19 protein-coding genes are annotated in these 25,037 nt (G+C 48.1%); 14 read left to right on the top strand and 5 right to left on the bottom strand.

The features are described 5' to 3' along the window. Window positions 1-53 precede the first annotated feature (53 nt). From J2S00_RS01980 to nth, 6 genes are all read left to right on the top strand, one after another. Window positions 54-578: a hypothetical protein gene (locus tag J2S00_RS01980; RefSeq protein ID WP_307334860.1), complete on the top strand. Its 525-nt coding sequence runs from the start codon at window positions 54-56 to the stop codon at window positions 576-578. A 6-nt stretch (window positions 579-584) separates the two neighbouring features. Beyond that, complete coding sequence (locus tag J2S00_RS01975) at window positions 585-2,084, top strand: AAA family ATPase (protein ID WP_307334858.1); 1,500 nt, start codon at window positions 585-587, stop codon at window positions 2,082-2,084. A gap of 72 nt (window positions 2,085-2,156) precedes the next feature. After that, the gene (locus J2S00_RS01970) at window positions 2,157-3,332 is read left to right on the top strand and encodes a pyridoxal phosphate-dependent aminotransferase (protein ID WP_307334856.1); all 1,176 of its coding nucleotides are present in this window, start codon (window positions 2,157-2,159) and stop codon (window positions 3,330-3,332) included. Window positions 3,333-3,434: 102 nt separating this feature from the next. After that, window positions 3,435-4,724 carry an asparagine--tRNA ligase gene (asnS, locus tag J2S00_RS01965; RefSeq protein ID WP_370875810.1) on the top strand — a complete coding sequence of 430 codons (1,290 nt, stop codon included), beginning with the start codon at window positions 3,435-3,437 and terminating at the stop codon, window positions 4,722-4,724. A 27-nt stretch (window positions 4,725-4,751) separates the two neighbouring features. Then, window positions 4,752-5,489, top strand: coding sequence for a DnaD domain-containing protein (locus J2S00_RS01960; RefSeq protein WP_307334851.1), 738 nt, complete (start codon window positions 4,752-4,754; stop codon window positions 5,487-5,489). A gap of 6 nt (window positions 5,490-5,495) precedes the next feature. Next, a complete protein-coding gene (nth, locus tag J2S00_RS01955; RefSeq protein WP_307334850.1) occupies window positions 5,496-6,149 on the top strand; it encodes an endonuclease III in 654 nt (217 codons plus the stop codon). 95 nt (window positions 6,150-6,244) lie between these two features. Here the strand turns inward: nth and J2S00_RS01950 are convergent, their stop codons facing one another. The 3 genes from J2S00_RS01950 to J2S00_RS01940 form a co-directional block, all read right to left on the bottom strand. Beyond that, the gene (locus J2S00_RS01950; RefSeq protein WP_307334848.1) at window positions 6,245-6,643 is read right to left on the bottom strand and encodes a hypothetical protein; all 399 of its coding nucleotides are present in this window, start codon (window positions 6,641-6,643) and stop codon (window positions 6,245-6,247) included. A gap of 70 nt (window positions 6,644-6,713) precedes the next feature. Beyond that, window positions 6,714-7,808: a flavodoxin-dependent (E)-4-hydroxy-3-methylbut-2-enyl-diphosphate synthase gene (gene ispG / locus J2S00_RS01945; RefSeq protein ID WP_307334846.1), complete on the bottom strand. Its 1,095-nt coding sequence runs from the start codon at window positions 7,806-7,808 to the stop codon at window positions 6,714-6,716. A gap of 213 nt (window positions 7,809-8,021) precedes the next feature. Next, window positions 8,022-8,405 (bottom strand): hypothetical protein, encoded by a 384-nt coding sequence (locus J2S00_RS01940; protein ID WP_307334844.1) that lies wholly within the window; start codon window positions 8,403-8,405, stop codon window positions 8,022-8,024. Between the two features lie 301 nt (window positions 8,406-8,706). Here J2S00_RS01940 and parE point away from each other — a divergent pair, with 301 nt between their 5' ends. Continuing rightward, window positions 8,707-10,683 (top strand): DNA topoisomerase IV subunit B, encoded by a 1,977-nt coding sequence (gene parE / locus J2S00_RS01935; RefSeq protein ID WP_370875809.1) that lies wholly within the window; start codon window positions 8,707-8,709, stop codon window positions 10,681-10,683. Window position 10,684: 1 nt separating this feature from the next. Next, window positions 10,685-12,955 carry a DNA topoisomerase IV subunit A gene (gene parC / locus J2S00_RS01930; RefSeq protein ID WP_307334842.1) on the top strand — a complete coding sequence of 757 codons (2,271 nt, stop codon included), beginning with the start codon at window positions 10,685-10,687 and terminating at the stop codon, window positions 12,953-12,955. Between the two features lie 201 nt (window positions 12,956-13,156). Here the strand turns inward: parC and J2S00_RS01925 are convergent, their stop codons facing one another. Continuing rightward, window positions 13,157-15,238, bottom strand: coding sequence for a thioredoxin domain-containing protein (locus J2S00_RS01925; protein ID WP_307334840.1), 2,082 nt, complete (start codon window positions 15,236-15,238; stop codon window positions 13,157-13,159). Window positions 15,239-15,520: 282 nt separating this feature from the next. On the opposite strand from J2S00_RS01925, the gene J2S00_RS01920 reads away from it, so the two are divergent. Beyond that, window positions 15,521-16,558 carry a DUF4062 domain-containing protein gene (locus tag J2S00_RS01920; RefSeq protein ID WP_307334838.1) on the top strand — a complete coding sequence of 346 codons (1,038 nt, stop codon included), beginning with the start codon at window positions 15,521-15,523 and terminating at the stop codon, window positions 16,556-16,558. Window positions 16,559-16,768: 210 nt separating this feature from the next. On the opposite strand, the gene J2S00_RS01915 is transcribed toward J2S00_RS01920, so the two are convergent. Then, entirely contained in the window at window positions 16,769-17,971 is a 1,203-nt protein-coding gene (locus tag J2S00_RS01915; protein ID WP_307334836.1) for a GNAT family N-acetyltransferase, read from the bottom strand. Between the two features lie 349 nt (window positions 17,972-18,320). Here J2S00_RS01915 and aceB point away from each other — a divergent pair, with 349 nt between their 5' ends. The 5 genes from aceB to J2S00_RS01890 all read left to right on the top strand — a co-directional run bounded on the left by aceB (window position 18,321) and on the right by J2S00_RS01890 (window position 24,951). Further along, a complete protein-coding gene (gene aceB / locus J2S00_RS01910) occupies window positions 18,321-19,928 on the top strand; it encodes a malate synthase A (RefSeq protein WP_307334835.1) in 1,608 nt (535 codons plus the stop codon). Window positions 19,929-20,062: 134 nt separating this feature from the next. Next, window positions 20,063-20,749: a FadR/GntR family transcriptional regulator gene (locus J2S00_RS01905; RefSeq protein ID WP_307334834.1), complete on the top strand. Its 687-nt coding sequence runs from the start codon at window positions 20,063-20,065 to the stop codon at window positions 20,747-20,749. Window positions 20,750-20,785: 36 nt separating this feature from the next. Further along, complete coding sequence (locus tag J2S00_RS01900) at window positions 20,786-22,093, top strand: FAD-binding oxidoreductase (protein ID WP_307334832.1); 1,308 nt, start codon at window positions 20,786-20,788, stop codon at window positions 22,091-22,093. After that, window positions 22,094-23,503, top strand: coding sequence for a (Fe-S)-binding protein (locus tag J2S00_RS01895; protein ID WP_307334830.1), 1,410 nt, complete (start codon window positions 22,094-22,096; stop codon window positions 23,501-23,503). A gap of 2 nt (window positions 23,504-23,505) precedes the next feature. Continuing rightward, a complete protein-coding gene (locus J2S00_RS01890; RefSeq protein ID WP_370875808.1) occupies window positions 23,506-24,951 on the top strand; it encodes an FAD-binding oxidoreductase in 1,446 nt (481 codons plus the stop codon). The last annotated feature ends 86 nt before the right edge of the window (window positions 24,952-25,037 follow it).

Raw genomic sequence — 25,037 nt, 5'->3', positions numbered from 1 at the left:
CAAAATGTGATATACTCAATTATGCATTTAATCACGAGGAAGGAAGAGGTTCAATGCAGCAACTAAAATGGAAAACAGTCCTTCTTTCCTGTCTGTTGACCGCCTTAGTGTTATTTGGCGGCTGGTTTATATACCAATATTTAAATACGGAAAAACCAATCCAGGCGTGGTTTGAGCATAAACAGGGCATTGAATTGGTACACATGGAGAATAGCCGGGGTCTGACGGAAGTGACGGTCCGTTTCCATGATCCTAAACAATTTTACCGCTTATATGCTGAATTGGATCGTTTTTTACAAGGAATGGGTCAGCCATACGTGATTGCCATTGCTCGGGAACAAGGAGAATATCACCCCTTATGGCTGAAGCATTCGGCTGAGTTTGCCGAAGCGATTCATCACCGTCAGTTCAGTGCCATTGAACAGCATATTGAAGAGCTGAAAGCACAGCAAGAGGTAGAGGATGGTTATGTGTTAGTCACCAGCCAGGGTGTGTTCATCTATCTTGCGCCTTCCTCTGCTGAAGAGGTGTATCTCCATTTTCCCTTGCCTGACGAGCTGGCAGTGAAAGGAGGGTGAACCGGCATGACTAAAGAATGGCTGATCGGTGCAGTTCCCATTCTGGTTCTGTTTCTGATTTACTTGGGCTATAACGTAGGGCCGATTTTATTCCTGGGCTTGATTGTGTCTGTGGTCGCCTATCTTCTGCACCGGCAAGGGGCTTTGCCTGTGGGCAGAAGCAAGCGGAAGCACGCCCGTGAAGTGAATGAGACGGGGGTCACCTTTGATGATATTGGCGGGCTGGACAAGCCCAAACAGGAGCTGAAAGAAGCGATTGATCTTCTGAAGGAAGATGAGCGGGCTCGGAAGTATGGCATTCGCCCCTTAAAAGGCATTTTGTTAACGGGACCTCCTGGAACAGGGAAAACTTTAATAGCCAAGGCGGCAGCCAATTATGCTGATGCGGCATTTGTGGCCGCTTCAGGCAGTGAGTTTGTTGAGATGTATGTGGGTGTGGGCGCCAGCCGGATCAGGGACTTATTTAAAGAAGTGAAACAGCTGGCAAGGGAAAAAGGCCTTTCCCGCGGCATCATTTTCATTGATGAAATTGATGTGATTGGCGGCAAACGTGACGGCCAGCAGCAAAAAGAATATGACCAAACGCTAAATCAGCTGCTGACGGAAATGGACGGGATCAGCACCACGGATCAGCCACGTATTCTGCTGATTGCGGCCACCAACCGTGTGGACATGCTTGACCCTGCCCTCTTGCGTCCAGGACGTTTTGACCGCCTGATTCGTGTTGATCTGCCTGACAAAAAGGCGCGCAGACATATTCTCCAGCTCCATTTCAGCAGGAAGCCCTTGGCCGACAACGTCAACCTGGACGATGTAGCCAAAGATACGTATGGCTTTTCGGGAGCCCAGTTGGAAAGTGTGGCTAATGAAGCGGCCATTTATGCCTTCCGATCAGGTGACTCATCCATCGACCGCGCACACATTGCCCAGGCCATCGAAAAAGTAATGATGGGTGAACAAACAGATAAGGAGTCAACAGAGGAAGAAAAGCGGCGGGTGGCCTATCATGAGCTGGGGCATGCCATTTGCTCCGAGGTGCTGCGTCCCTACTCTGTCAGTCAAGTGGTGTTGATCCCCAGAGGTGGTGCCCTCGGGTATGTGCGTCAATCTCCCCCTACGGAACGCCATTTATACACCAAATCCTACATTGAAGAACAGATTATGATTTGTCTGGCCGGTGCAGCAGCAGAGGAGATCTATTTCGGGGAACGGAGCACAGGTTCCAAAAATGATTTTGACCAGGCTTTAGGCTATGTGCAGCAAATGATTGAGACTGGTTTGTCCCGCCTGGGAATTGTCTCAGTAGAACATGTACCCAAAGCACGCCTGCAGGAAGAGATGACCTTCATCTTTGACCAATTGTATGAACGAACCAAGCAACTATTGCTGGAGCATAACGACGTTTTCACAAAAGCTTGCGCTATTTTGCTCCAAGAAGAGCGTTTAAGCGGCGATGCCTTTCGCCAATTGTTAACGCAGGAAGGCAAAACAAAAGAAATTTCTTAACCCCCTTTGGAGATGAGGGGGTTTTTTGTATAATAAAAGAATAATGTGATTAAACGAGGAGGACTTAGACGTATGCCGTTAGCAAACCGTGTCTCAAATTTGACACCTTCATCTACACTGGCCATTACAGCTAAAGCCAAAGCACTGCGGGCCGAAGGGCATGATGTGATCGGCTTGGGTGCAGGTGAGCCAGATTTTAACACACCGGAGCATATTATTGAAGCAGCGTACCAAGCGATGAAAGAAGGACATACCAAATATACGCCTGCCGCTGGTATCCCTCAGCTGAGAGAAGCCATTATACATAAGCTGAAACGGGATAATGCTTTGACATACACGGTGGATCAGGTGGTTGTTTGCACCGGAGCCAAACATGCTTTGTATAACATCTTTCAAGTCCTGGTCAATCCCGGAGATGAGGTGATTATTCCAACCCCATATTGGGTTAGCTATCCGGAACAGGTTAAATTGGCGGAAGGAGTTCCGGTGTTTGTGGAAGGCAAGGAAGAAAACCAGTTTAAGATCACTCCGGAACAGCTGGAGGAGGCCATCACACCAAAAACCAAAGCCGTTATTCTTAACTCGCCCAGCAATCCAACCGGCAGCTTGTATCAAGAGCGGGAGCTGGCTGCCCTGGCTGAGGTTTGTCTGCAACATGGTATCTTCATCATATCTGATGAGATTTATGAAAAGCTGATTTACGGCGAAGCTGAGCATGTCAGCATAGCCTCACTTTCCGATGAGGTGTTTGCCAAAACGTTTGTGGTGAATGGTATGTCTAAACCATACTCCATGACCGGATGGAGAATCGGCTATGTGGCCGGCCCCCAGCCCTACATGAAAGCGATTGCCGACCTGGCCAGCCACAGCACATCCAACCCCACTTCGGTGGCCCAGTACGCCGCTTTGGCTGCCTTGGAAGGCACCCAGGAACCATTGGAACAGATGAAGAAGGCCTTTAAAGAACGGCGCGATCAAATTTATGCCCAACTGATTGAATTGCCGGGTGTGAGCTGCGTCAAGCCTGAAGGGGCTTTTTACCTGTTCCCTAATGTGCGGCAAGCCGTGAATCACAGTCCCTATTCAACAGTTGATGAATGGGCCAAAGCCTTACTGGAAGAAGAGAAAGTAGCCTTGGTGCCTGGCAGCGGCTTTGGTGCACCGGACAACATTCGCATTTCTTATGCCACCTCTTTGGAGGCCTTGGAAGAAGCGGTCAAACGGATCAGACGTTTTTTGGAAAAATAAAAGGCCCTTGCTTTTCTCACCGGCCATAACCATGTATAATGTTACGGTGAACCGTTTTACACATGCAGCATAAGACATCAATCATTGCTGGAGGGAATGGCGTTGAAAATCACGATTGCAGAAGTGGGACGATATGTCGGCCAGGAAGTCACCATTGGCACATGGTTATATAACAAGCGGTCCAGTGGTAAAATCCAGTTTCTACAATTGCGCGACGGAACAGGATTTATTCAAGGTGTGATGGTGAAAAAGGAAGTGCCCCCAGAGGTATGGGAGGCAGCCAAGGAATTAACCCAGGAAAGCTCCCTGTATGTGACAGGTGTCGTACGGGAAGATGAACGTGCGCCGAGCGGCTATGAATTATCTGTCACCGACATCGACGTGATTCAAATCGCAGAGAATTATCCCATTACACCCAAAGAGCATGGCACTGAATTCCTGATGGATCACCGTCATTTGTGGATCCGTTCCAAGCGGCAGCATGCCCTGTTAACCATTCGCCATCACATTATTCAGGCCATCCATGACTTTTTCAACAAAGAAAACTTCGTCAAAGTGGACCCGCCGATCTTAACGCCGACGTCGGCAGAAGGAACGACTTCCCTGTTCCATACCAAGTATTTCGACGAAGATGCCTACCTGTCCCAAAGCGGCCAGCTCTACATGGAAGCAGCGGCAATGGCTTTTGGCAAGGTCTATTCGTTCGGGCCCACGTTCCGGGCGGAAAAGTCTAAAACCCGCCGCCACCTGATTGAGTTTTGGATGGTAGAACCGGAGATGGCCTTTGTCGATCACGAGGAGAATCTTCAGATCCAGGAGCGTTTTGTCACGCATATCGTGCAAACGGTACTGAAAAATTGCAGACAGGAACTGGCGGTGCTTGAACGGGATACGACGCTATTGGAAAAGGTGGAAGCCCCGTTTCCGCGCATCACTTATGACCAGGCCATTCAACTCCTGCAAGATAAAGGGCACGACATCAAGTGGGGAGAAGACTTTGGTGCACCTGATGAAACAGCTATTGCCGAAGAGTTTGACAAGCCGGTGTTTATTACCCGTTATCCTACAGAAATTAAAGCTTTCTATATGAAACCGGACCCTGACCGTCCTGAAGTGGTGCTTTGTGCTGATCTGATTGCCCCCGAAGGGTATGGCGAAATTATCGGCGGCAGCCAACGCATTGATGATCCTGTTCTGCTGGAGCAACGTTTTGAACAGCACCAACTCTCGCGGGAGGCTTACCAGTGGTATTTGGATCTGCGTCAGTATGGTACCGTGCCCCATTCAGGATTTGGGCTGGGCCTGGAGCGGACAGTGGCTTGGATTACCGGAACGAAACATGTCCGGGAAACCATTCCGTTCCCGCGTTTATTAAACCGTTTATACCCGTAAACTTTTGAGCCGGGGAGGAGAGAGGCAGTGATTTCAGTACATGAATGGGCAAAATGGATGAACAAAGGTAACGCCTCAATTCCTCATCTGCTGCTGGAAAACTATAAAAAACTGCATTTGTCTGATACCGAAATGATGTTGTTAATCCATATTCACGCTTTTGTGAGTGAGGGTATTTCTTTCCCCAGCATTAAACAGTTGGAGGAGCGGATGACCTGTTCACAGGCGGAATTAACCAGAATGCTGAACCGCTTGCGAAAAGAGAGGTTTCTGGACATTCGCTCAAACCTGGATGAAAACAACCGTGTGGTGGAACATTTCTCCCTTGAACCGTTATGGGAGAAACTGTGCCGGTATTTGACCATCAATGTGGAGGAAGTTGCAGCAGCGAAAGAGCGGGATGTTTGGCCGGCTGAAGTGGAACGTCCTGAAGCGGCGGAGGGGCTCATTTTCAAGCGTTTTGAGCAAGAGTTTGGCCGGCCCCTGAGCCCCATGGAGTGTGAAACCATTACCACTTGGCTGGATGAAGACCAGCTTGATCCACACATTATTTTGCTGGCCTTAAAAGAAGCCGTTATCGCCAACAAACGCTCTCTGCGCTATATTGATAAGATCCTGCTCGACTGGCAAAAAAACGGATTAAGATCCGTGGAAGCGGTACGTGATCATATTAAACAGTTTCGTCGCCAACAAGCATCAAAAACAGGTAAAACAGAGTATAATGAAACGGTTGAGTTTCCGTTTTATAATTGGCTTGAAAGGTGATTAATCTTGCTGACCAAAAAACAAGTTCGCCATGTGCTGGATACTATCGCTGAGATGTTTCCTGATGCACATTGTGAATTAAATCATTCCAATCCGTTTGAATTAACCATTGCGGTGATGCTTTCGGCCCAATGCACAGACCAAATGGTCAATAAAGTGACCAAAGATCTGTTTAAAAAATACCGCACACCGGAAGATTATGTGCGTGTTCCGTTGGAGGAATTGGAACAGGATATCCGCCAAATCGGTTTGTACCGCAATAAGGCCAAAAATATAAAAAAGATGTGCCAAATCCTGATTGAAAAATATAATGGTGAAATCCCCCGTTCCCATGAGGAATTGATGCAATTGCCCGGCATCGGCCGCAAAACCGCCAATGTGATTATGTCCACAGCTTTTGGCTATCCGGCTATCGCCGTGGATACCCATGTGGAACGGGTGACCAAGCGCCTGGGGATTTGCCGCTGGAAAGACAGCCCCTTGCAGGTGGAAAAAACACTGATGAAAAAAGTGCCCAAAGAGGAGTGGGCCATTACTCACCATCGTCTCATTTTTTTTGGGCGGTACCATTGCAAGGCGCAAAATCCCCAATGTGAGGTATGTCCTTTGTTCGATATGTGCCGTGAAGGAAAGAAGCGTTTTAAACAGAAATGTGTCTGAGTGGCTATTATGGAAGGCATAAGAACAGCGGGGAATGCATCCCCGCTTATTGTATACCTGATAGCCCTTGTCTATTGTTTGTCTGCCTGTTCGGTTTAGAAAGGAGCCACAAAGCCGTTGTCCTGCATCATGGTAAACTCTCCGACAAAGTAAACCAGTTCTTCCTCAATGTCTGAGGGCACATCATCCATGAATTCCTGCAGACGGTCACTGATTTTTTTGGCAAAATCGGTGTACAGCATCGGCTCGCTCCACGGCAAACCATCGTTGTGAATGGCGATTTTCTCAAAGCTGCGGATTTCATGAATGATGGCAAACGGACCTAATGAGCCTATATATGTTTCAGTATTTAAGGATGATTTTTCAAATTTTTTTAAGGTGGACAACACATCACCTGCCACATCACTTGGCATGACCACAAGCAAAGGCTGGGGATGATCATGATGAATGTACAAAACGAGCGCATGATATCCGCTTTTTTTTGAAAAAAACATGATTCTCCTCCTGAATCAACTGCTTAAATCCTTCATACAACGATTAAATAGTGAGTTGAGGTACAGCGGGTTATTGGATTTGTTCAGCTTTTTGCTTCTTAAAGTACTCTTCAGCCAGCTTATCCACTTCTTTTTTAAGCTCTTCCACCATGGTTTCTTCCGGCACTTTGCGGATGATTTCACCGTGCCTGAACAAGAGGCCTTCTCCGCGGGCCCCGGCGATACCGATGTCCGCTTCCCTGGCTTCACCCGGTCCATTAACTGCACAGCCCAGAACAGCGACTTTAATCGGAGCCTTGATTTTGGCAATATACTCTTCAATTTCATTGGCAATAGATATCAGGTCGATTTCAATCCGGCCACAAGTGGGGCAGGAGATCAGCGTGGCTGCATTCGCCGCCAAGCCAAAGGTTTTTAACAGTTCACGGGCCACCCGGACCTCTTCAACCGGATCGGCACTTAAAGAGACGCGAATGGTGGAACCGATGCCCTGGGCCAAGAGAGCACCCAATCCAGCTGCACTTTTGACGGTGCCGGCAAACAAGGTGCCAGCTTCAGTAATCCCCAGGTGCAAAGGATAATTAAAGGTTTTGGCTGCCTTTTGATAAGCTTCTATGGCCAGGCGCACGTCGGAAGCTTTCAGTGAAACGACAATGTCATGGAAATCAAGTTCTTCCAGGATGGAAATATGGTATAAGGCACTTTCTACCATGCCGTCTGCCGTCGGATAGCCGTATTTCTCCAGAATGCGCTTTTCCAGGGACCCCGCGTTCACACCGATCCGAATTGGAATGCCCCTTTCCTTGGCCGCTTTGACAACCGCTTCTACTTTTTCCCTTTTTCCAATGTTCCCGGGATTAATGCGAATTTTGTCAATGCCGCCTTCGATGGCTTTTAAGGCCAGTTTATAGTCAAAATGGATATCAGCTACAAGGGGGATGTCAATCCGCTTTTTAATCTCTGGAATGGCTTCAGCCGCACGCATATCCGGGCAGGCAACACGGACTATTTGACATCCGGCCTCTGCCAAGCGGTTAATTTGGGCCACAGTAGCGTCTACATCATGCGTTTTGGTCGTGGTCATGCTTTGGATCACCACTTGGTCATTGCCGCCAATGGTTAAGTTGCCGACGCGAACAGGACGCGTTTGCGTACGATGATACATGCTGATCGCTCCTTTATTTCACCACAAAAGTTAACCTGTTTATGTAAAGAACAGGCTTGACAACACTACTCACCTCATTATAACTCATATGTTTAATAAAGAAAACTCGCCGATTGGCGAGCCCTTTAGGGCGAAGACAGAGGCGTAGTTGCCCTTATACTTTAGTGTAAAGAAAACTCGCCGATTGGCGAGCTTCGTCAGCGGGCTGTACTATTAAAATTGACCTCCGTGTTGCTGGACAATTTGTTTGGCCTGTGCAAACTGATCCTCATTGACCACAACGGTCAGTACCACATCAGTGCCGATGTTGTTATCCCCGCCGCCGTCACTCAGTCCCGATGCACTGGGGTCCGCGTTAACCAAAACACTGCTGTTCAGGTCCATAACGGTATTATACACGGCATTGGCCAGACCTGGAAAATCACCGGTAATAGCATTTTGCGGGTCGGTGTCCAACTCTTCGATGGGGTGTTCACTCATCCTGTTCACACGCATGTCAACAACAGGCAGTTTTTTTAAGGCCTCTAGGGCTTGTTCGGCATCTCTCATGGTTTTAAAACCAGCTATAATGGCTTTTTCATTGTTAGGCATTGTCATCGCTCTATCGCTCCTTTTTACATACTGTCTGTTAAACTGAGCCGCATACTCCCTCCTTAGTATGACTCGTTACCTTTAAACTATGTTGGTTATCACATCTCCAACAACCTGGCCTTTGATCATGGTCCGGGTTCATTAACGTTGGTCCTTCCATTTTGGACGACTGTTGAGTAACATAATGACATGAGATTGTAAAATGACGATAAAGATGGTAGGATGATAAAAAACATATGTTCCCGAAATGTCTCACACCGAAAATATAAGGAGCTAGGAAATAAAGTTTTGAGAGGGGTTCTTGATAGTGGCCAACATTAGCTATGACTATAATGATGATGCCATTCAGGTGCTGGAGGGCCTGGATGCCGTGCGCAAACGGCCGGGTATGTACATTGGCAGCACCGATACAAAAGGTCTTCACCACCTGGTGTATGAAATACTTGATAACGCGGTGGATGAAGCCCTGGCAGGCTACGGTAATCATATCAGAGTGACGCTCCATACAGACGGCAGCGTCAGTGTGGAGGATGAGGGAAGAGGGATTCCCACAGGTATACATAAAATTGGCAAACCGACACCGGAAGTGATTTTTACTGTTTTACATGCCGGAGGAAAATTTGGACAAGGAGGGTATGCGACGTCAGGTGGTTTGCACGGGGTGGGTGCCTCCGTGGTCAACGCTTTGTCCGAATGGCTGGAAGTGACCATTCAGCGCGATGGGAAAGTCTACCGGCAGCGCTTTGAAAATGGTGGCCAGCCGGTGACCGGGCTGGAGGTCACTGGCACCAGCACAAAGACAGGGACCTGTGTGCGCTTTAAGCCGGATGCTTCCATTTTCAGCACAGTGAAGTTCCAATACGATATTTTGGCCGAACGCTGCCGGGAAGCAGCCTTTCTGCTCAGAGGCTTAACCATTGAAGTCAAAGACGAACGTGACAGTGAACAGGTGCGGCAGGACATTTTTCAGTTTGAAAACGGCATCGAGGCTTTTGTAGAATATATCAACGAAGATAAAACCACTTTCCATCCAGTGGTTTTCTTTCAGGGTGAGCAGAATGGCATTGAGATGGAAATTGCTTTCCAATATAATGACGGTGTTTCTGAAAATGTGCTCTCGTTCGTTAATCATGTGCGCACTAAAGACGGTGGCACACATGAAGCGGGCTTTAAAACGGCTATGACCCGCCAGTTTAACGAGTATGCCCGCAAAGCAGGGTTGTTAAAAGAAAAGGATAAAAACCTGGAAGGTTCCGACGTCCGGGAAGGGTTAACGGCCATTGTCTCCATTCGGGTGCCGGAAGAAAAACTGCAGTTTGAGGGCCAAACCAAAGGCAAGTTGGGCACGCCGGAGGCCCGCTCAGCGGTGGACACTTTTGTGGCTGAGCGCCTCTTGATCTACCTGCAGGAAAACCCTGATGTGGCCAGCAGCCTGATTAAAAAAGCAATCCGGGCCGCCCAGGCCAGGGAAGCAGCGAAAAGAGCCCGGGAAGAGTCCCGCTCCGGCAAGAAGGGCAAGAAAAAAGAGGCACTGTTGAGCGGTAAACTGACCCCGGCCCAATCCAAAGATGCCTCACGTAATGAGCTGTTCCTGGTGGAAGGGGATTCAGCAGGCGGTTCAGCCAAGCAGGGACGGGACCGCCGCTTTCAGGCCATCCTTCCTTTGCGGGGGAAAGTGATCAACGCTGAAAAAGCCAAGCTGGAAGACATTCTGAAAAATGAAGAAATCCGCACCATCATACATACGATTGGAGCCGGTGTCGGCGCTGATTTTACCCTGGAAGAGGCCAATTACCACAAAGTGATCATCATGACCGACGCAGATACGGACGGGGCCCATATCCAGGTGTTGCTGCTCACCTTCTTTTACCGCTATATGCGCCCGCTGATTGAAGCCGGGAGAGTGTACATTGCCTTGCCCCCGCTGTATAAGGTAAGCAAAGGGACAGGAAGGAACGAAGTGGTGGTCTATGCCTGGGATGAGCAGGAACTGGCCGCCGCAGTGAAAAAGGTAGGCAAGGGTTACACCATTCAGCGGTATAAAGGTTTGGGCGAGATGAATGCGGACCAGTTGTGGGAAACCACGATGAACCCGGAAACACGCTCCCTGATCCGGGTCACCTTGGATGATGCTGCCCGGGCTGAGCGGCGGGTGTCCATCCTGATGGGTGACAAGGTGGAGCCGCGCCGCAAGTGGATCGAAAGCAACGTGGCCTTTAGCTTGGAAGATGACGAAGAGCTGTTGATGAACCAAAAAATTGTATTGACAGGGGAGGCAAGATAGGTTGTCTTTGTTGGAGAAATTTCTAGATTTACCCTTTGAAGAGATCATCAGCGACCGCTTTGGCCGCTATTCCAAATATATTATTCAGGACCGGGCCTTGCCCGACGTGCGGGACGGGTTGAAGCCGGTGCAACGGCGGATTTTGTACGCCATGTTCAAAGAAGGGAACACGCATGACAAGCCTTTCCGCAAATCAGCTAAAACAGTGGGTACGGTGATCGGCAATTACCACCCTCACGGTGACACATCGGTGTATGATGCGCTGGTGCGCATGTCCCAGGATTGGAAAATGCGCCATATCCTGATTGAAATGCATGGCAACAACGGCAGTATGGATGGCGATCCGCAGGCGGCCATGCGTTATACAGAGGCCCGCTTGTCCAGCATTGCTGCCGAGATGCTGCGGGATATTGACCGGGAGACGGTCGCTTTCGCGCCTAACTTTGATGATACAACCAAAGAGCCTACAGTGTTGCCGGCCCGTTTTCCTAATCTGTTGGTGAACGGCTCGACTGGCATTTCCGCCGGATACGCCACGGAAATCCCGCCCCATCCCCTGGGTGAGGTCATTGACGCCGTGCTGATGCAGCTGGACAACCCTGCTGTGACGGTGGACGAACTGATGACAGTCCTGCGCGGCCCCGATTTCCCCACGGGAGGCATTATCCAGGGTATCGAAGGCATTAAGCAAGCCTATGAGACGGGCAAAGGCAAAATCGTGCTGCGGGCCAAAACATCCTTTGATGTGGTTAAAGGCGGACGGGAGCAAATTGTGATTACTGAGATCCCCTATGAGGTCAATAAAGCCCAGTTGGTCCGCAAAATTGATGAATGTCGCCTTGACCGCAAAGTGGAAGGTATTGCTGAGGTACGCGATGAAACAGACCGCAGCGGCCTGCGCATTGTGATTGAACTGAAAAAGGATGCCGATGCAGAAGGCGTGCTTAATTACCTGTTTAAGCATACCGACTTGCAAATTTCGTACAACTTTAACATGGTGGCCATACATAATAAGGCACCAAAATTGCTTAACCTGAAGCAATTGCTGCAAGCCTATATTGATCATCAGAAAGAAGTGGTCAAAAAGCGCAGCCAGTATGATCTGTCCAAAGCCCGGGAGCGGGAGCACATTGTGCAAGGTTTGATCAAGGCCATCTCTATTTTGGATGACGTGATTGCCACGATCAGGGCTTCCAAAAACAAAGGGGATGCCAAGGAAAATCTGATGGCTCAATTTGGTTTTACGGAACAGCAGGCGGAAGCGATTGTCACTTTGCAGCTGTACCGTTTGACCAATACGGATATTACCCAGCTGGAAGAAGAAGCGCAGGAACTGAAGCGCAAAATTGAAGAGCTGGAAACGATTCTGGGCAGTGAGGCCAGGTTAATTGACGTCATCAAAACAGAGCTGGGGCAAATCAAGGAGAAGTATGCCGACGAACGCCGCACCGAGATTCAGGAAGAAATCGAAGAGTTAAACATTAACCTGGAGGTCATGGTGCCACAGGAAAATGTGATCGTCACGGTGACGCGGGACGGCTATGTGAAACGGACCAGCCTCCGTTCCTATGCCGCCTCTAATGGGGAAGAAGTGGGCATGAAAGAGGAGGACGAACTGCTCTTCCAGTATGAATCCAACACCACCCATACGTTACTGCTCTTTACCAACAAAGGGCGCTATCTCTATCTCCCTGTGCATGAACTGCCTGATATCCGCTGGAAGGAGCTGGGTCAGCACATCAGCAACCTGATCCCCATCGATAAGGATGAACGCATCGTGGCTGCCCACAATGTCATCGATTTCGCTGGTGATGAGCGCAAACTGCTCTTCTTCACCCGGCAGGGCATGGTCAAGAAGACACCCTTGGCTGAGTATGAGGCCCAGCGTTATTCCAAGCCAATGGTAGCTCTCAAACTCAAAGCCGGAGATGAGGTGCTGGCCGTTCACCTCACCACTGGCCATGAAGATATCGTCATAGGCAGCAGGCAGGGCTATTTGCTGTGGTTCAGTGGGGAAGAAGTGAGTGAAGTGGGCCAAAAAGCACAGGGGGTCAAAGGCATTAACTTAAAAGAATATGATGAGGTGGTCAGCGGCTATGTGATCCCTGAAGGAGAGAGACTGGCCCAAATCCAGATTGAAACCGGCCGCGGAGCCATTCGTTCCATTGATCTGGCGCAGGTGGAGAAAATGACCCGTGCCCGCCGTGGGATTGCCCTATTAAAACGCAACAGCCCCACCAAGGTGAAGGAATATCTCATCTTGACGGAGTAGTCAGATCGGATAGACGGAGTAGAAAGATCAGTTTGAAGCACCAAACAGAAAGACAAAGAGAGGTGCCATATAGAAAAATCAAGTCGAGGAACCACATTTAAAGCCCGGACCCACATCTTTGTTTTGGCTCAATTTAAGGTCAGCAGATGAGGTTCGGGCTTATTATTTTATGGTATCCTCCGGATGAAGGTTGAGCCGCCGTTAAGATTGAAGGAGCTGTTCCATCTGTTCCACGGACTGGACCGGCTGCTGGCAGGCAAAGTTCACGCAGTAATAGAAGGTAGATGCACCATCCACTTCCTGTTTATCCTGGTGAGCGGGTGCCAACTCAGGCAAGTGCTGTTCTTCTTCACGGGTTTTATACACAACAACGGCAAAAGGAAGATACGTTTGCTGCACCTTTTCTACCATGCGCTCATACGTGTCCCGGTCTTTGCCTTCCACAATCACCAGCTCAGCGTGTTTTTCAGTGAGCAGTTGCAAGGCCAGCAAAGAAAATGTATGGCCTGAGGGGTAATCGTTAATTTGCTGCCCAAAAGCCTGGAGTAATTGTTCAGCCTTTTCCCGGTAAATGTCTTCACCGCTAATCAGGTAGTGGCGTACCAGATTAAAGGCCATCACGCCGTTGCCTGAAGGTGTGGCACCGTCATAAATCTCCTTTGGATTGGTAATGAGCGTCTCTGCATCGCTGGCCGAGAAGAAAAAGCCCCCGTTGTCCTGATCCCAGAAGCGCTCCAGGGATTGGGCCAGCAAAGCTTTGGCCCGTTCCAAATAAGTGGCCTCACCGCTGGCAAAATACAGCTCATGCAGCGCCCAAATATAAAAGGCATAGTCATCAATATAAGCCAAATACTGTGCTTCGCCGTCCCGATATCGTGCTAGAAGGCGTCCATTGTTGTCCGTCAAGCGGTCTTCAATCATGCGGGCTGCTTTCTTGGCCATCTGCAGGTAGTGCGCCTGGCCAAATGCGGCGGCTGCTTTGGTTAATGCAGCGATCATCAGGGCGTTCCAGGACGTCAGGACCTTGTCATCTTTGTGGGGGTGAACCCGTTTTTCACGCTGTAAAAACAATTTATGCCGGTCTTCGGCCAGTTTCTGCTCAAGCTGCTCCAGGGATAAACCATACTGTTTGGCTTTTTGTTCCAGATCTACATCAATCAGGTGCAAAATATTTTTTCCCTCAAAATTGCCCTGCTGCGTTACGTCGTAGACATCACAGAATATTTCGGCCTCATCTTCCTGCAGGACGTCAAAAATCTCCTTTGGTGTCCATACATAAAATTTGCCTTCTTCCCCTTCGGAATCAGCATCTTCTGCTGAGTAAAACCCTCCTTCAGGTGCGGTCATCACCCGCTCAACATAATCAAAAATGTCTTCCGTCACCTGTTTGTAATATGGATTTCTGGTTGCTTGATAGGTCTCCGTATAGGCATAGGCTAAGAGGGCGTTGTCGTACAGCATTTTTTCAAAGTGGGGTACGAGCCATTTTTCATCCACGGAATAGCGGGCAAACCCGTGGCCCAGGTGGTCATAGATGCCGCCCCGGCGCATGGCCTGCAGGGATTGCTCCGTCATCTCCAGCGCTTTAGGCTCTTTGGTCAGCTGCCAATGGCGCAATAAAAACAGGTAATAGTGGGGCAGGGGGAACTTTGGGGCTTCTCCAAAACCGCCGTAGTCCGGGTCAAAGCTGCGTTCAAAATGGACATAGGCACGATGGAGGGTCTCTTTGCTCAGCTTTCCGCTTTTGGAGCGGTGCTTCATCTCTTGGATGGCTTGGGTAATTTTCTGCCCTGCTTCGTTCAGTTTCTGCCGGTCCTCAACCCATAGCTGTTGAATTTTGTGTAAAACTTCCTTCAAACCGGACCGTCCCCATTTGCCTTCTTTGGGCAGATAAGTGGCTGCAAAAAACGGCTTTTGGTCGGGATGCATGACAATGGTCAGCGGCCAGCCGCCATGGCCGGTCAAAGCTTGGCAGACCGCCATGTAAATCGCATCCACGTCGGGGCGCTCCTCCCGGTCTACCTTAATGGAGACAAAATGGTTGTTCAAAATATCAGCAATCTCTTCATCCTCAAAAGACTCCTTCTCCATGACATGGCACCAGTGACAGGTGGAATAACCGATGCTGAGGAAAACGGGTTTGTCTTCCCGTCTTGCTTTTTCAAAGGCTTCCTCATCCCAAGGGTACCAGTTTACAGGATTGTGGGCATGTTGAAGAAGATAGGGTGACTTTTCGTGTATTAATCGGTTCGTGTATTTTGGGTTATTGGGGTCTGTAACCAATAGAAACACATCCTTTTAAACGTATTGATGTCGCGCTTCCTCACATCGATCGGTGTCGTTCTGAGCCATGATGGTTTATTGGCAAGGAAGAACTTCCCATTATAGCTATTGTAACACATCATCATGATTTGATTCGATGATACAGTGTGTTCTAAGAAGTGCTTAAAGTTCTTGGAAGGATCTTACAATAAGAAAGTCGAAATATGATGTGAAGGGATGTAAATTTATCCTGATTATGTTAAAATAATAAAAAATATTTCGTTTATTTTAGGGGTCGATCAAGTGTTGCGGGTATTCTTAAGCTCCACAATCAAAGATTTGCATTACGTTCGGCATACCCTGGGGGACAAAATTGAAACTTACTTAGGTCATACTGTTGTCATGTCTGAATCCATTAGATTTGATTGGACTAGGGAAGACATAATAAAAAGCTGCCTTCAAGAAGTAGAGAATTCCGATGTATATGTGTTACTCATTGGCAAATACTTTGGTTCACAAGTTAAAGAAGGATTAAGTATCACTCAGGCTGAATATCATCAGGCAAAAGCAAAGAAAAAACCGATATTTATTGTTATATTAAATGAAACGTGGGTATTATATCAACAAGCCCCACAAAAATTGGACCAGGAATTTTATAAGTTCATTTCAGAAGTAAGCTCCAATTTCAGGCATTATGTCAAGACTTTTAGCAATTCTGAAGAAGCATTCAACTACATACGCGCACAATTGTCTCATTTGTTAAAAGGCTATCTGGAACTACAACTACCTGCAAGGGAAATTCATGATATAATAAATAGAGGGAAAAGATTTCAAAGTTATTTTCGGTTTGCCATTTCCCTCATCGAGAACCAAACCGATTACAATCGAATCATTGCAGCTTTTACCCAGGAGTTAGAAAGTGGAGATATCAATAATCAAGACTTTATTCCACAGCCCATAATTAGATTAAGCAAAGCGACAGGCGCAACGCTATATCGTTCAGCGGATCATGGTGAGGAATTGATTAAAGTTGGATCAACCGGAGATGTGGGCGGGAGGACAGCCTACAATCTAAATGATCACTCCAGTTACGTATCTGTCACGTTTCAAAGCCAAGAATCAAAGTTATTTGAAAAAGAGACAGCTGCTGGAGAAAAAGAGAACATTTTATGCATCCCCATAGCAAAACAATTCATTCTTACTCTACATTTCTTAGTGGAACAAGAGTACCAAAAACGTTATGACGAGAACTTGATTCTCGAGGAGATCTACAACAAAAACAAAGTGCTTTTTAATACTTTTAATCTCTTTTTTGCAAAGGGTGAGAACGATGAAGGATAAAAAAAGTCCGGCTAAGAAAGTTCAGGATACACAAAAAGCCTTTCGACAGTACAACTCAGGCCCTTCCATTATTAAGACTCAAGATGTGATACGTGAAGTTGCCTCAAAAAAGATCAGGTTTGAAAACCCGTTAGCCAATTGTTAAAGGAAAAACGTCATATGTGAAATAGGAGGATGTCTCCTCCTATTTTTTAAATTCTCCTAGCTTTTTTAAAAAAAGTCCAACAAGTGCGGGATACGGCGTGGAATCATCCGTTCCAGGCGTTGAACATCCTGGGCATTTCCCTGTAGTTGGCCACAGGCATACCAGGTTTCAGGCCGGCCATATCCAAATAACATTGAGGACAGAACCTGAATGGAGCAGCGTATGCCCCTGTTTGGGGGATGAACACACTGTCCTTTTTCTTTTGGATAAAAAACGCTCACTTTCCGTGTTCCATCCATCCATGACACTTGAAACGTGCCCTGATTCCAAGGAGCATATCTATCCTCTACATGGATAAACAGCGGGGAGCGGATATCCGCGTCCTGTTCCTCAAAAGGATAGCTGGCCAAAATAGCTTCCACATCCACCACGCGGCACATGAAATAAGGCACCACTTCCTGCTTGATACGGGGCTCTGGCAGCAAGAAGGGTAAAGGATCGTCCTGTGGCACATCGCATGTGACCCGGTCAATCATGGAGTCGTGCATGGCGATAAAGTGCCACAAGGAACGGAAAGATTCCCCATCCAGCGCCACCCATTCATGGATCGTCATCTGACGGTCTTTTACCTCATAAAGGACATAACCGGTCTTTGTCCCGCTTACGTTTTCATAAACCGCGATGGTGCCCTGTTTGCGCTTCAGCACCCGTTTTTCCCACCAATCCGGTTTGCGGGCCAGCATGCCATTGTAGCGGCGGGCAAACCGGTCATAAATATCGTATAGCTGATGGCTTTCTCCCCGGTCCAGACGGTGTATCCGTCCTTCAAGGCGGGGAAAACGGGGGATTTCCTCCACTTTCAGTTCATAATGTTTGTATTCGCTCATCTTGCCCCAGCCAAATTGATCATAAAAGCTGTAGCGGAAGGGGGCCAGCAGTGATACGATCTGCCCGTCATCTTTCATTTGTTTTAAGGCCTGTTGCATCAGGAGGCGAACCAGCCCCTGGCGGCGGTATTCTGGCCAAGTGGCCACATCCGCTATTCCCCCCATTGGAAAACGTTCACCATGTAAATAAATGGCCAAAGGGAGAATGGTTAACTTGGAGGCCAGTTGCCCGTCTATAAAGCAGCATAGCGTTTCTGCCGGATTTGCCTCCTTTAATCTTTCAGCCAATTCGTCCTCTGACAGGGTGTATTGAAAAGCAAACTGGGACAGTCGGAAACTTTCATCCATATCAGCTTCTGTTAAACGGCGAATCTCAGCCATACTTGCGCCTCCTATAACTCAGTAACTTTACCAGCAATCCTGTATTTTTTATGATCCTGTCCCTAGATCCTTCGACAGGGAAGAGGTGTTTTCCTTTTTCTACACTCCTTTATCGTCTTTGGATTGTATTCACAGCGAAACTGCACATAGCTGGGTGCTTTTTGTTATTGCACTTTTGATCCACTAAATTTGAGCTCCGGTGATTCCCAAGATAATACATGTCTGAAAATTATATATAACAGAAAATTAATGTTTGACAAAACATAGGTAACTTTACTACAATGTAAGTGGTTATCAGATATCACATATCAGACAACTACAAAAGAATTGAGAAAGGAAGGGATTCGATATGGCTACACAGGCTTACCGGAACATTGACGGTGTGCAAATTAATGCGCCGGTTACATCTGAATTTGCCGAGATTTTGACACCGGAAGCAGTCTCTTTTATGGCCAAGCTGGTCAGAACGTTTGCAGACAGACGGGATGAATTGATGCACAAGCGGGTGGAAAGGCAAAAGGAATTTAATACCGGCCGTTTACCTGACTTTTTGAAGGAAACAGAGCACATCCGCAACGGTGATTGGACCATTGCCCCGTTGCCTAAGGATCTCGAAGACCGCCGTGTAGAGATTACAGGGCCGGCTGGCGTGCGCAAAATGGTGATCAATGCTCTCAATTCAGGCGCTAAAACATTTATGGCGGACTTTGAAGACGCCAATTCACCGACCTGGGAAAATACCATTCAAGGTCAAATTAATCTGCGCGATGCTATTCGCCGTCAAATTGATTTCACCACGCCAGAAGGCAAAGAATATAAACTGAAGGATGAGGTGGCCACCCTGATTGTCCGGCCCCGCGGCTGGCATTTGGATGAGAAGCATGTCTTGGTGGATGGCAAACCTGTGCCTGGCGGTATTTTTGACTTTGCCCTGTATTTCTTCCATAATGCCAAGGCGCTGATCGAACAGGGGTCTGGACCTTACTTCTATCTGCCCAAAATGGAGAGCCACCTGGAGGCCAGATTGTGGAATGATATCTTTGTCATGGCTCAGGAAGAACTGGGCATCCCCCAAGGCACTATCAAAGCCACTGTGCTCATTGAAACCATCCTGGCTGCGTTTGAAATGGATGAGATTTTGTATGAATTGCGTGAGCACTCCGCCGGTCTTAATTGTGGACGCTGGGATTATATTTTCAGTTACATTAAAGTTTTGCGCAATCATCCTGATGTTATTTTACCTGACCGCAATTCGGTCACTATGACCGTTCCCTTTATGCGGGCTTACACCTTGTTGACCATTAAAACATGCCACCGGCGCAATGCGCCTGCGGTTGGCGGCATGGCAGCCCAAATCCCGGTCAAGGATGATCCCCAGGCGAACGAAGAAGCTTTTGCCAAAGTGCGGGCAGACAAGGAGCGAGAGGCAAAGGACGGACACGATGGCACCTGGGTGGCTCACCCCGCACTTGTGCCTGTAGCAATGGAAGTGTTTGATCAATATATGCCGACTCCTAACCAGATTGACAAAAAACGTGACGATGTACAGGTTACAGCAAGTGATCTTTTAGCCGTGCCGGAAGGAAAGATTACCGAAGCCGGCTTGCGTAACAATATCAGCGTTGGCATTCAATACTTAGAAGCATGGCTGAACGGTTCCGGGGCAGTGCCCATTTTCAACCTGATGGAAGATGCGGCAACAGCTGAGATTGCCAGAACCCAGGTATGGCAGTGGATTAAGCATCCCAAAGGGGTACTGGATGACGGACGCAAGGTAACCGTAGAAGTATTTAACCAACTGGTCGATGAGGAACTGCAAAAAATTAAAGAAATGGTGGGTGAAGAACGGTTTAAAGCGGGGAAATATGACTTGGCTGTTGACCTGTTTACCAAAATTTCCACTGCCGAAGAACTGGTCGACTTCTTAACCCTGCCATGCTATGAATACCTTGACTAGCCTGTGATCTGCCAGTGAGGGAACGCTTAGTACGACGAGATATAAAAGCGTTCCCTCTTTCCAAACACAAGCTGTTATATATCAGTTGGAGATGTTGGCAGCATATGTGGGACAGGGGGAAAGGAGGGAGCTTGATGAATGTAGAGAAAATTACCCCCAAAAAGATATCTGAGCAGGTAGCAGAACAGTTGGAACAATGGATTATCTCCCAACACTTGCAGCCGGGTGATAAACTCCCCTCTGTCCGTCAATTGTGTGACATGTTTGATGTGGGGCGCTCGGCGGTGCGGGATGCCATAACCACCTTAAAAGGGAAAGGCATTTTGGAAGTGAAGCAAGGGGAAGGGGCGTTCATCCGTTCGTTTGATTCGGCACAGTTGTTTGAACAACTGTTGCTTCTAGATAAACAGGATCTGACTGATGTGTTTAACGTGCGCAAAATTTTAGAAGTGGGCAGTGCTGAGCTGGCGTCCACAAGCCGTACTGCAGCCCATGTACAGCAGATGGAAAAAGCTTTACAGATGTTAGAAAACTCTGATTCCCTCGAAGATTGGGAGGCAGATTATGCCTTCCATATGGCCATTGCTGAGGCGACGCGCAATAAGGTGATTATCCGTTTGATGGAGACAGTGTCGGTTTTGTTAAAAAAGGCGATTATCAACTGTCACAATATGGCACTCCATTCAGAAGCAGTTTCCTCATCCATCCGGAAGCAGCATGTGGCCATCTATTTGGCGATTAAAGAGCAAAAAGCAGAACAGGCCAGGGAGGCCATGTTTGAACATTTATGTTACGTAGAAGCACTGCTGAACAAGAAATAAAGCGTTACAAAAGAGAGATAAAGGCAGGGGAAAGGTATGCTAATAACTGAATTGCAACAGCATACAGAGCACATTGAGGAGAATGCGCATGATATTGATCCATTTGGCAACTGGGCACCCTATACGGTTTATCCGCAAAGTGAAGATGAGGTGGCCCGCATTTTAAGCTTTGCCAGCCGTAAAGGGTTAAAAGTCATCCCCATGGGAGGAGGCACTAAGCGGGGATTTGGCGGAACTTCTGCCAAAGCAGATTTGTTGCTTAGTTTATCACGCTTAAGAGGGATTGTGGAGCATTCTCCGGGGGATTTGACCATCACCGTCAAGCCTGGAACAACGATTGCCGAAATCAGAGCAGCTTTGGCGGAGCGTGGACAGATGCTGCCTCTTGACCCGTATTGGCCCCAAACGGCTACGATTGGCGGCGTTGTTGCGGCCAATGACAGTGGGCCAAAGCGTTTGAAATACGGTTCTGCGCGGGACCATGTCATTGGGCTCTGCACTGTTTATCCCGACGGCCGAATTATCAGAAGCGGCGGTAAAGTGGTCAAAAATGTAGCCGGTTATGATATGAATAAGTTATTTATCGGTTCCATGGGGACATTGGGCGTGTTGACTGAAATCACCATGAAATTGCGCCCTCTCCCTAAAGATGAACGGCTCGTGTTGCTTACATTTAAGGAGGACAAAACAGATGAAATTCGCCAGTTTGTTATCCAGCTTTTAGATTCGGTACTGGAACCGGTCACCTTGGAACTGCTCAATCCCTTGCTGAACAAACGACTGGCAGAACAGGAGGGGTATGGGCTGGCCATCGCCTTTGAAGACCGGGAAAAGGCAGTCGATTACCAGGTGCAATGGATCAAAAACAACGTTCCACAGGGAACCTATGTGAATATCTTAAAGCAGGACAAGGCAAGAGAATGGTGGCACCGTTTTGCCATACTTCCCCCCAATCCCAGCGAACAATATGAGCAAGCTCAGCGCGAAGTTGCATTAAAAATCGGGAGCAAAAACCTGGATGTGTTGCCCATTGTTGAAGCGTGTCAGCGCTTGGCTGGCCAGCACGGGGTGGCTCTGGAAGCCCATGGTGGAGTGGGCCATGGCTTGTCAACGGTTTATATCAGGGAGAATAGTCCGCAAACTGAGACAGTTGTCAATAAGATTCGTTCTTTTGTAGAGCAAAAAAACGGCTACGTCGTCATACGGCATGCACCGCTCTCGTTCAGGCAAAAAGTGAGTGTCTGGGGGAACAAGCCAGCTTATTTTTCCATCTTGGAAGGCATCCGCAAAACAATCGATCCTCAGCTCACCTTAAACCACAAACGATTTGTAGGGGGGTTATAAATGAGTGTTCCCGGACAGCATCTAAAGATAAGCGGTCGAGCAGCACCTACGTGTCAATCGCCAAGCAATTACTTGTGGGAGGATCCACCGGACGAAGATAAGTTTTCAGTTTGTGTGCACTGCGGGATGTGCTTGGAAGCCTGCCCCACCTATTTGCAGACAGGGCATGAACATCAATCACCACGGGGACGGGTTCATTTGATCAAAGCGGTTGCCCAAGGCAAGATGGAGGTGAACGAGGCCTTTGAAGATCCTGTCTTCACCTGTTTAGATTGCCGGGCCTGTGAGACGGCTTGTCCAGCCGGAGTCCAAGTCGGGGCACTTATTGAGGAAGCGAGAGGACAGATCCGCCAAGCGATGCCTTTAAAGGGCTGGAAAGGATGGCTGCACAACTTTTTTCTCAGGGGCATATTTCCCTACCCGTCCAGACTGCAATTGCTGGGGCAGCTGTTAAAATTTTATCAAAAAAGCGGTTTACAGTGGCTCACTCGCAAATTGGGCTTGCTCAACATTTTACCAGCCCATATGCGGGATATGGAAAATATTATGCCTCCTGTTGCAACTCCTGTTCTTAAACGTTATCCAACTGTGGTACCTGCCCAGGGGGAAACCAAACTGCGTGTCGGACTCTTGACAGGCTGTGTCATGGATGTGATGTTTAGTGACATCAACGAGGCTACCATTCGTGTCCTGTCGCGCAACGGTTATGAAGTGGTGTTACCCAAAAATCAAACATGCTGTGGGGCACTTCATGTTCATGCCGGGGATCGGGAGAAGGGCAAGGAGCTGGCTCGTCAGAATATTGATGCATTTTTGTCGGTTGGCGTCGATAAAATTATCGTAAATGCTGCCGGATGCGGTTGTGCATTAAAGGAGTATGCCGAATTATTGCACCATGATGAGCGCTACAAAGACAAAGCTTACACATTTGCTGCAAAGGTTGAAGATGTATCTAAATTTTTATATGAAAATGGCTATGAGAAACCCAAAGGCACCCTTCAGATGCGCATGACGTATCATGATGCATGCCATCTGGCTCACGGGCAAGGCGTTCGCTTTGAACCACGCCAATTGTTGAAGGAGATCCCCGGTGTTGAACTTGTGGAAATGTCCCATGCGGATACATGTTGCGGCAGTGCAGGAATTTATAATTTGACCAATCCCGAGATGGCCGGCAAAATTTTAACGGAAAAGATGCAGCATGTTCCTCAAGATGTAGAATTGATTTCTATGGGCAACCCGGGCTGTATGCTGCAAATGGCCATGGGTGTTTTGTGCGACGGACGTAACCAGCGTGTGGTTCATACGGTACAGGTACTGGACTGGGCTTACCAGCAAAGCAGTGAGCAGAATGATGAGCTTGATCAAGACACTTTCAAACAAGTAGCCCCCACCAAGGAGGTGCACTAGCGGTGTTTAAAAAGAAGCAGCGGCTCCAATCAGCACAGGATCCTGTTGTTGTCCAGTTACAGTCAATTGTAGGTGAAGAGGACGTCTTGTACCGCTATGAAGATCTTGTTGCTTATGAATGTGATGGGTATACCATCCATAGAGGAATCCCACGGGCAGTTGTCTTCCCTGATTCAACCGCAGAAGTCTCTGCTGTCGTGAAATATCTTCATCAGCAACAGATTCCGTTTATCCCTAGGGGAGCGGGAACGGGACTGAGTGGAGGGGCCATTCCCCAAAACAACGAGGTCATAATTAGCCTGGTACGTATGAAAAAGCTGCTGGAAGTAGATCTTCATAACCGCTACGCTGTGGTTGAACCGGGATTCGTCAATTTGAAACTGACCAACGCCATTGCGGATAAAGGTTATTATTATGCCCCTGACCCCTCCAGTCAATATGCGTGCACCATTGGGGGAAACGTGGCCGAAAATGCAGGGGGGGCCCACTGCCTGAAATACGGAGTGACCACCAATCATGTGCTGGGGATGGAACTGGTCTTGTCCAATGGAGACATCATCGAAGTAGGCGGTGTTCCTGACATGCCAGGCTACGATTTAATGGGCTTGTTGACCGGTTCGGAGGGGACCCTTGCTATTGTGACCAAAATAAAGGTGCGTATCCTCAAAACACCAGAGCAAAAGAAAACCGTCATGGCTTATTTTGATAAAGTGCAAGATGCTTCCCATGCCGTTTCTGATATTATTGCAGCAGGGATTGTGCCTGCTGCACTGGAAATGATGGACAAAGTGGCTATTGAAGCAGTAGAAGCAGCCAATTTTCCAGTGGGACATCCACGGGACATTGAAGCCGTTTTGCTCTTGGCTGTGGATGGCATTTCTGCGGGAATTGATGATCAGATTGCTGAAGTGGTGGAAGTATGCAGAAAGCATCATGTCAGGGAGGTGAAAGTGGCCCAAACGCCTGAAGAGGCTGCAAGATGGTGGGCCAATCGGAAAACAGCCTTTGGTGCCATGGGGGCAATTTCCCCAGATTATCTGGTGCAGGATGGGGTGATTCCCCGTAGCCGTCTGCCCGAAGTCTTGGCCCGTATTAGAGAAATCAGTGAACGTTCCGGATTGCGCATTGCCAATGTATTTCATGCCGGAGATGGCAACTTGCATCCGCTGATTTTGTTTGATTCCCGCAAACCGGGTGAGACGGACTTGGCTGTCAAGGTAGGTTCTGAAGTATTAAAAGTATGCGCTGATGTGGGCGGGTCGATTACAGGTGAACATGGTGTGGGCATTGAGAAAAAAGAAGAGATGCGCTTCGTCTTTACTGATGAAGAGATAGAAGCCCAATTACAGATCAGGGATGTGTTTAACCCCCAGCAATTGCTTAATCCGGACAAATTGTTTCCCACACCCGGCAAATGTGCAGAAGTGAAACAGGCAGCCAACAAGTAGCGATCAACAGTAGGTGTCAGCTGTATTACCATGCTTTTTGATGGCCAATTCTTTTTCATAGGCGGGAGGTGATCAGTTGATCCTTT

The organism is Caldalkalibacillus uzonensis (assembly GCF_030814135.1).
Classification (GTDB): domain Bacteria; phylum Bacillota; class Bacilli; order Caldalkalibacillales; family Caldalkalibacillaceae; genus Caldalkalibacillus; species Caldalkalibacillus uzonensis.
Note: the sequence above shows the minus strand (reverse complement) of the source record. Positions and strands in the feature narration are given on the sequence as shown.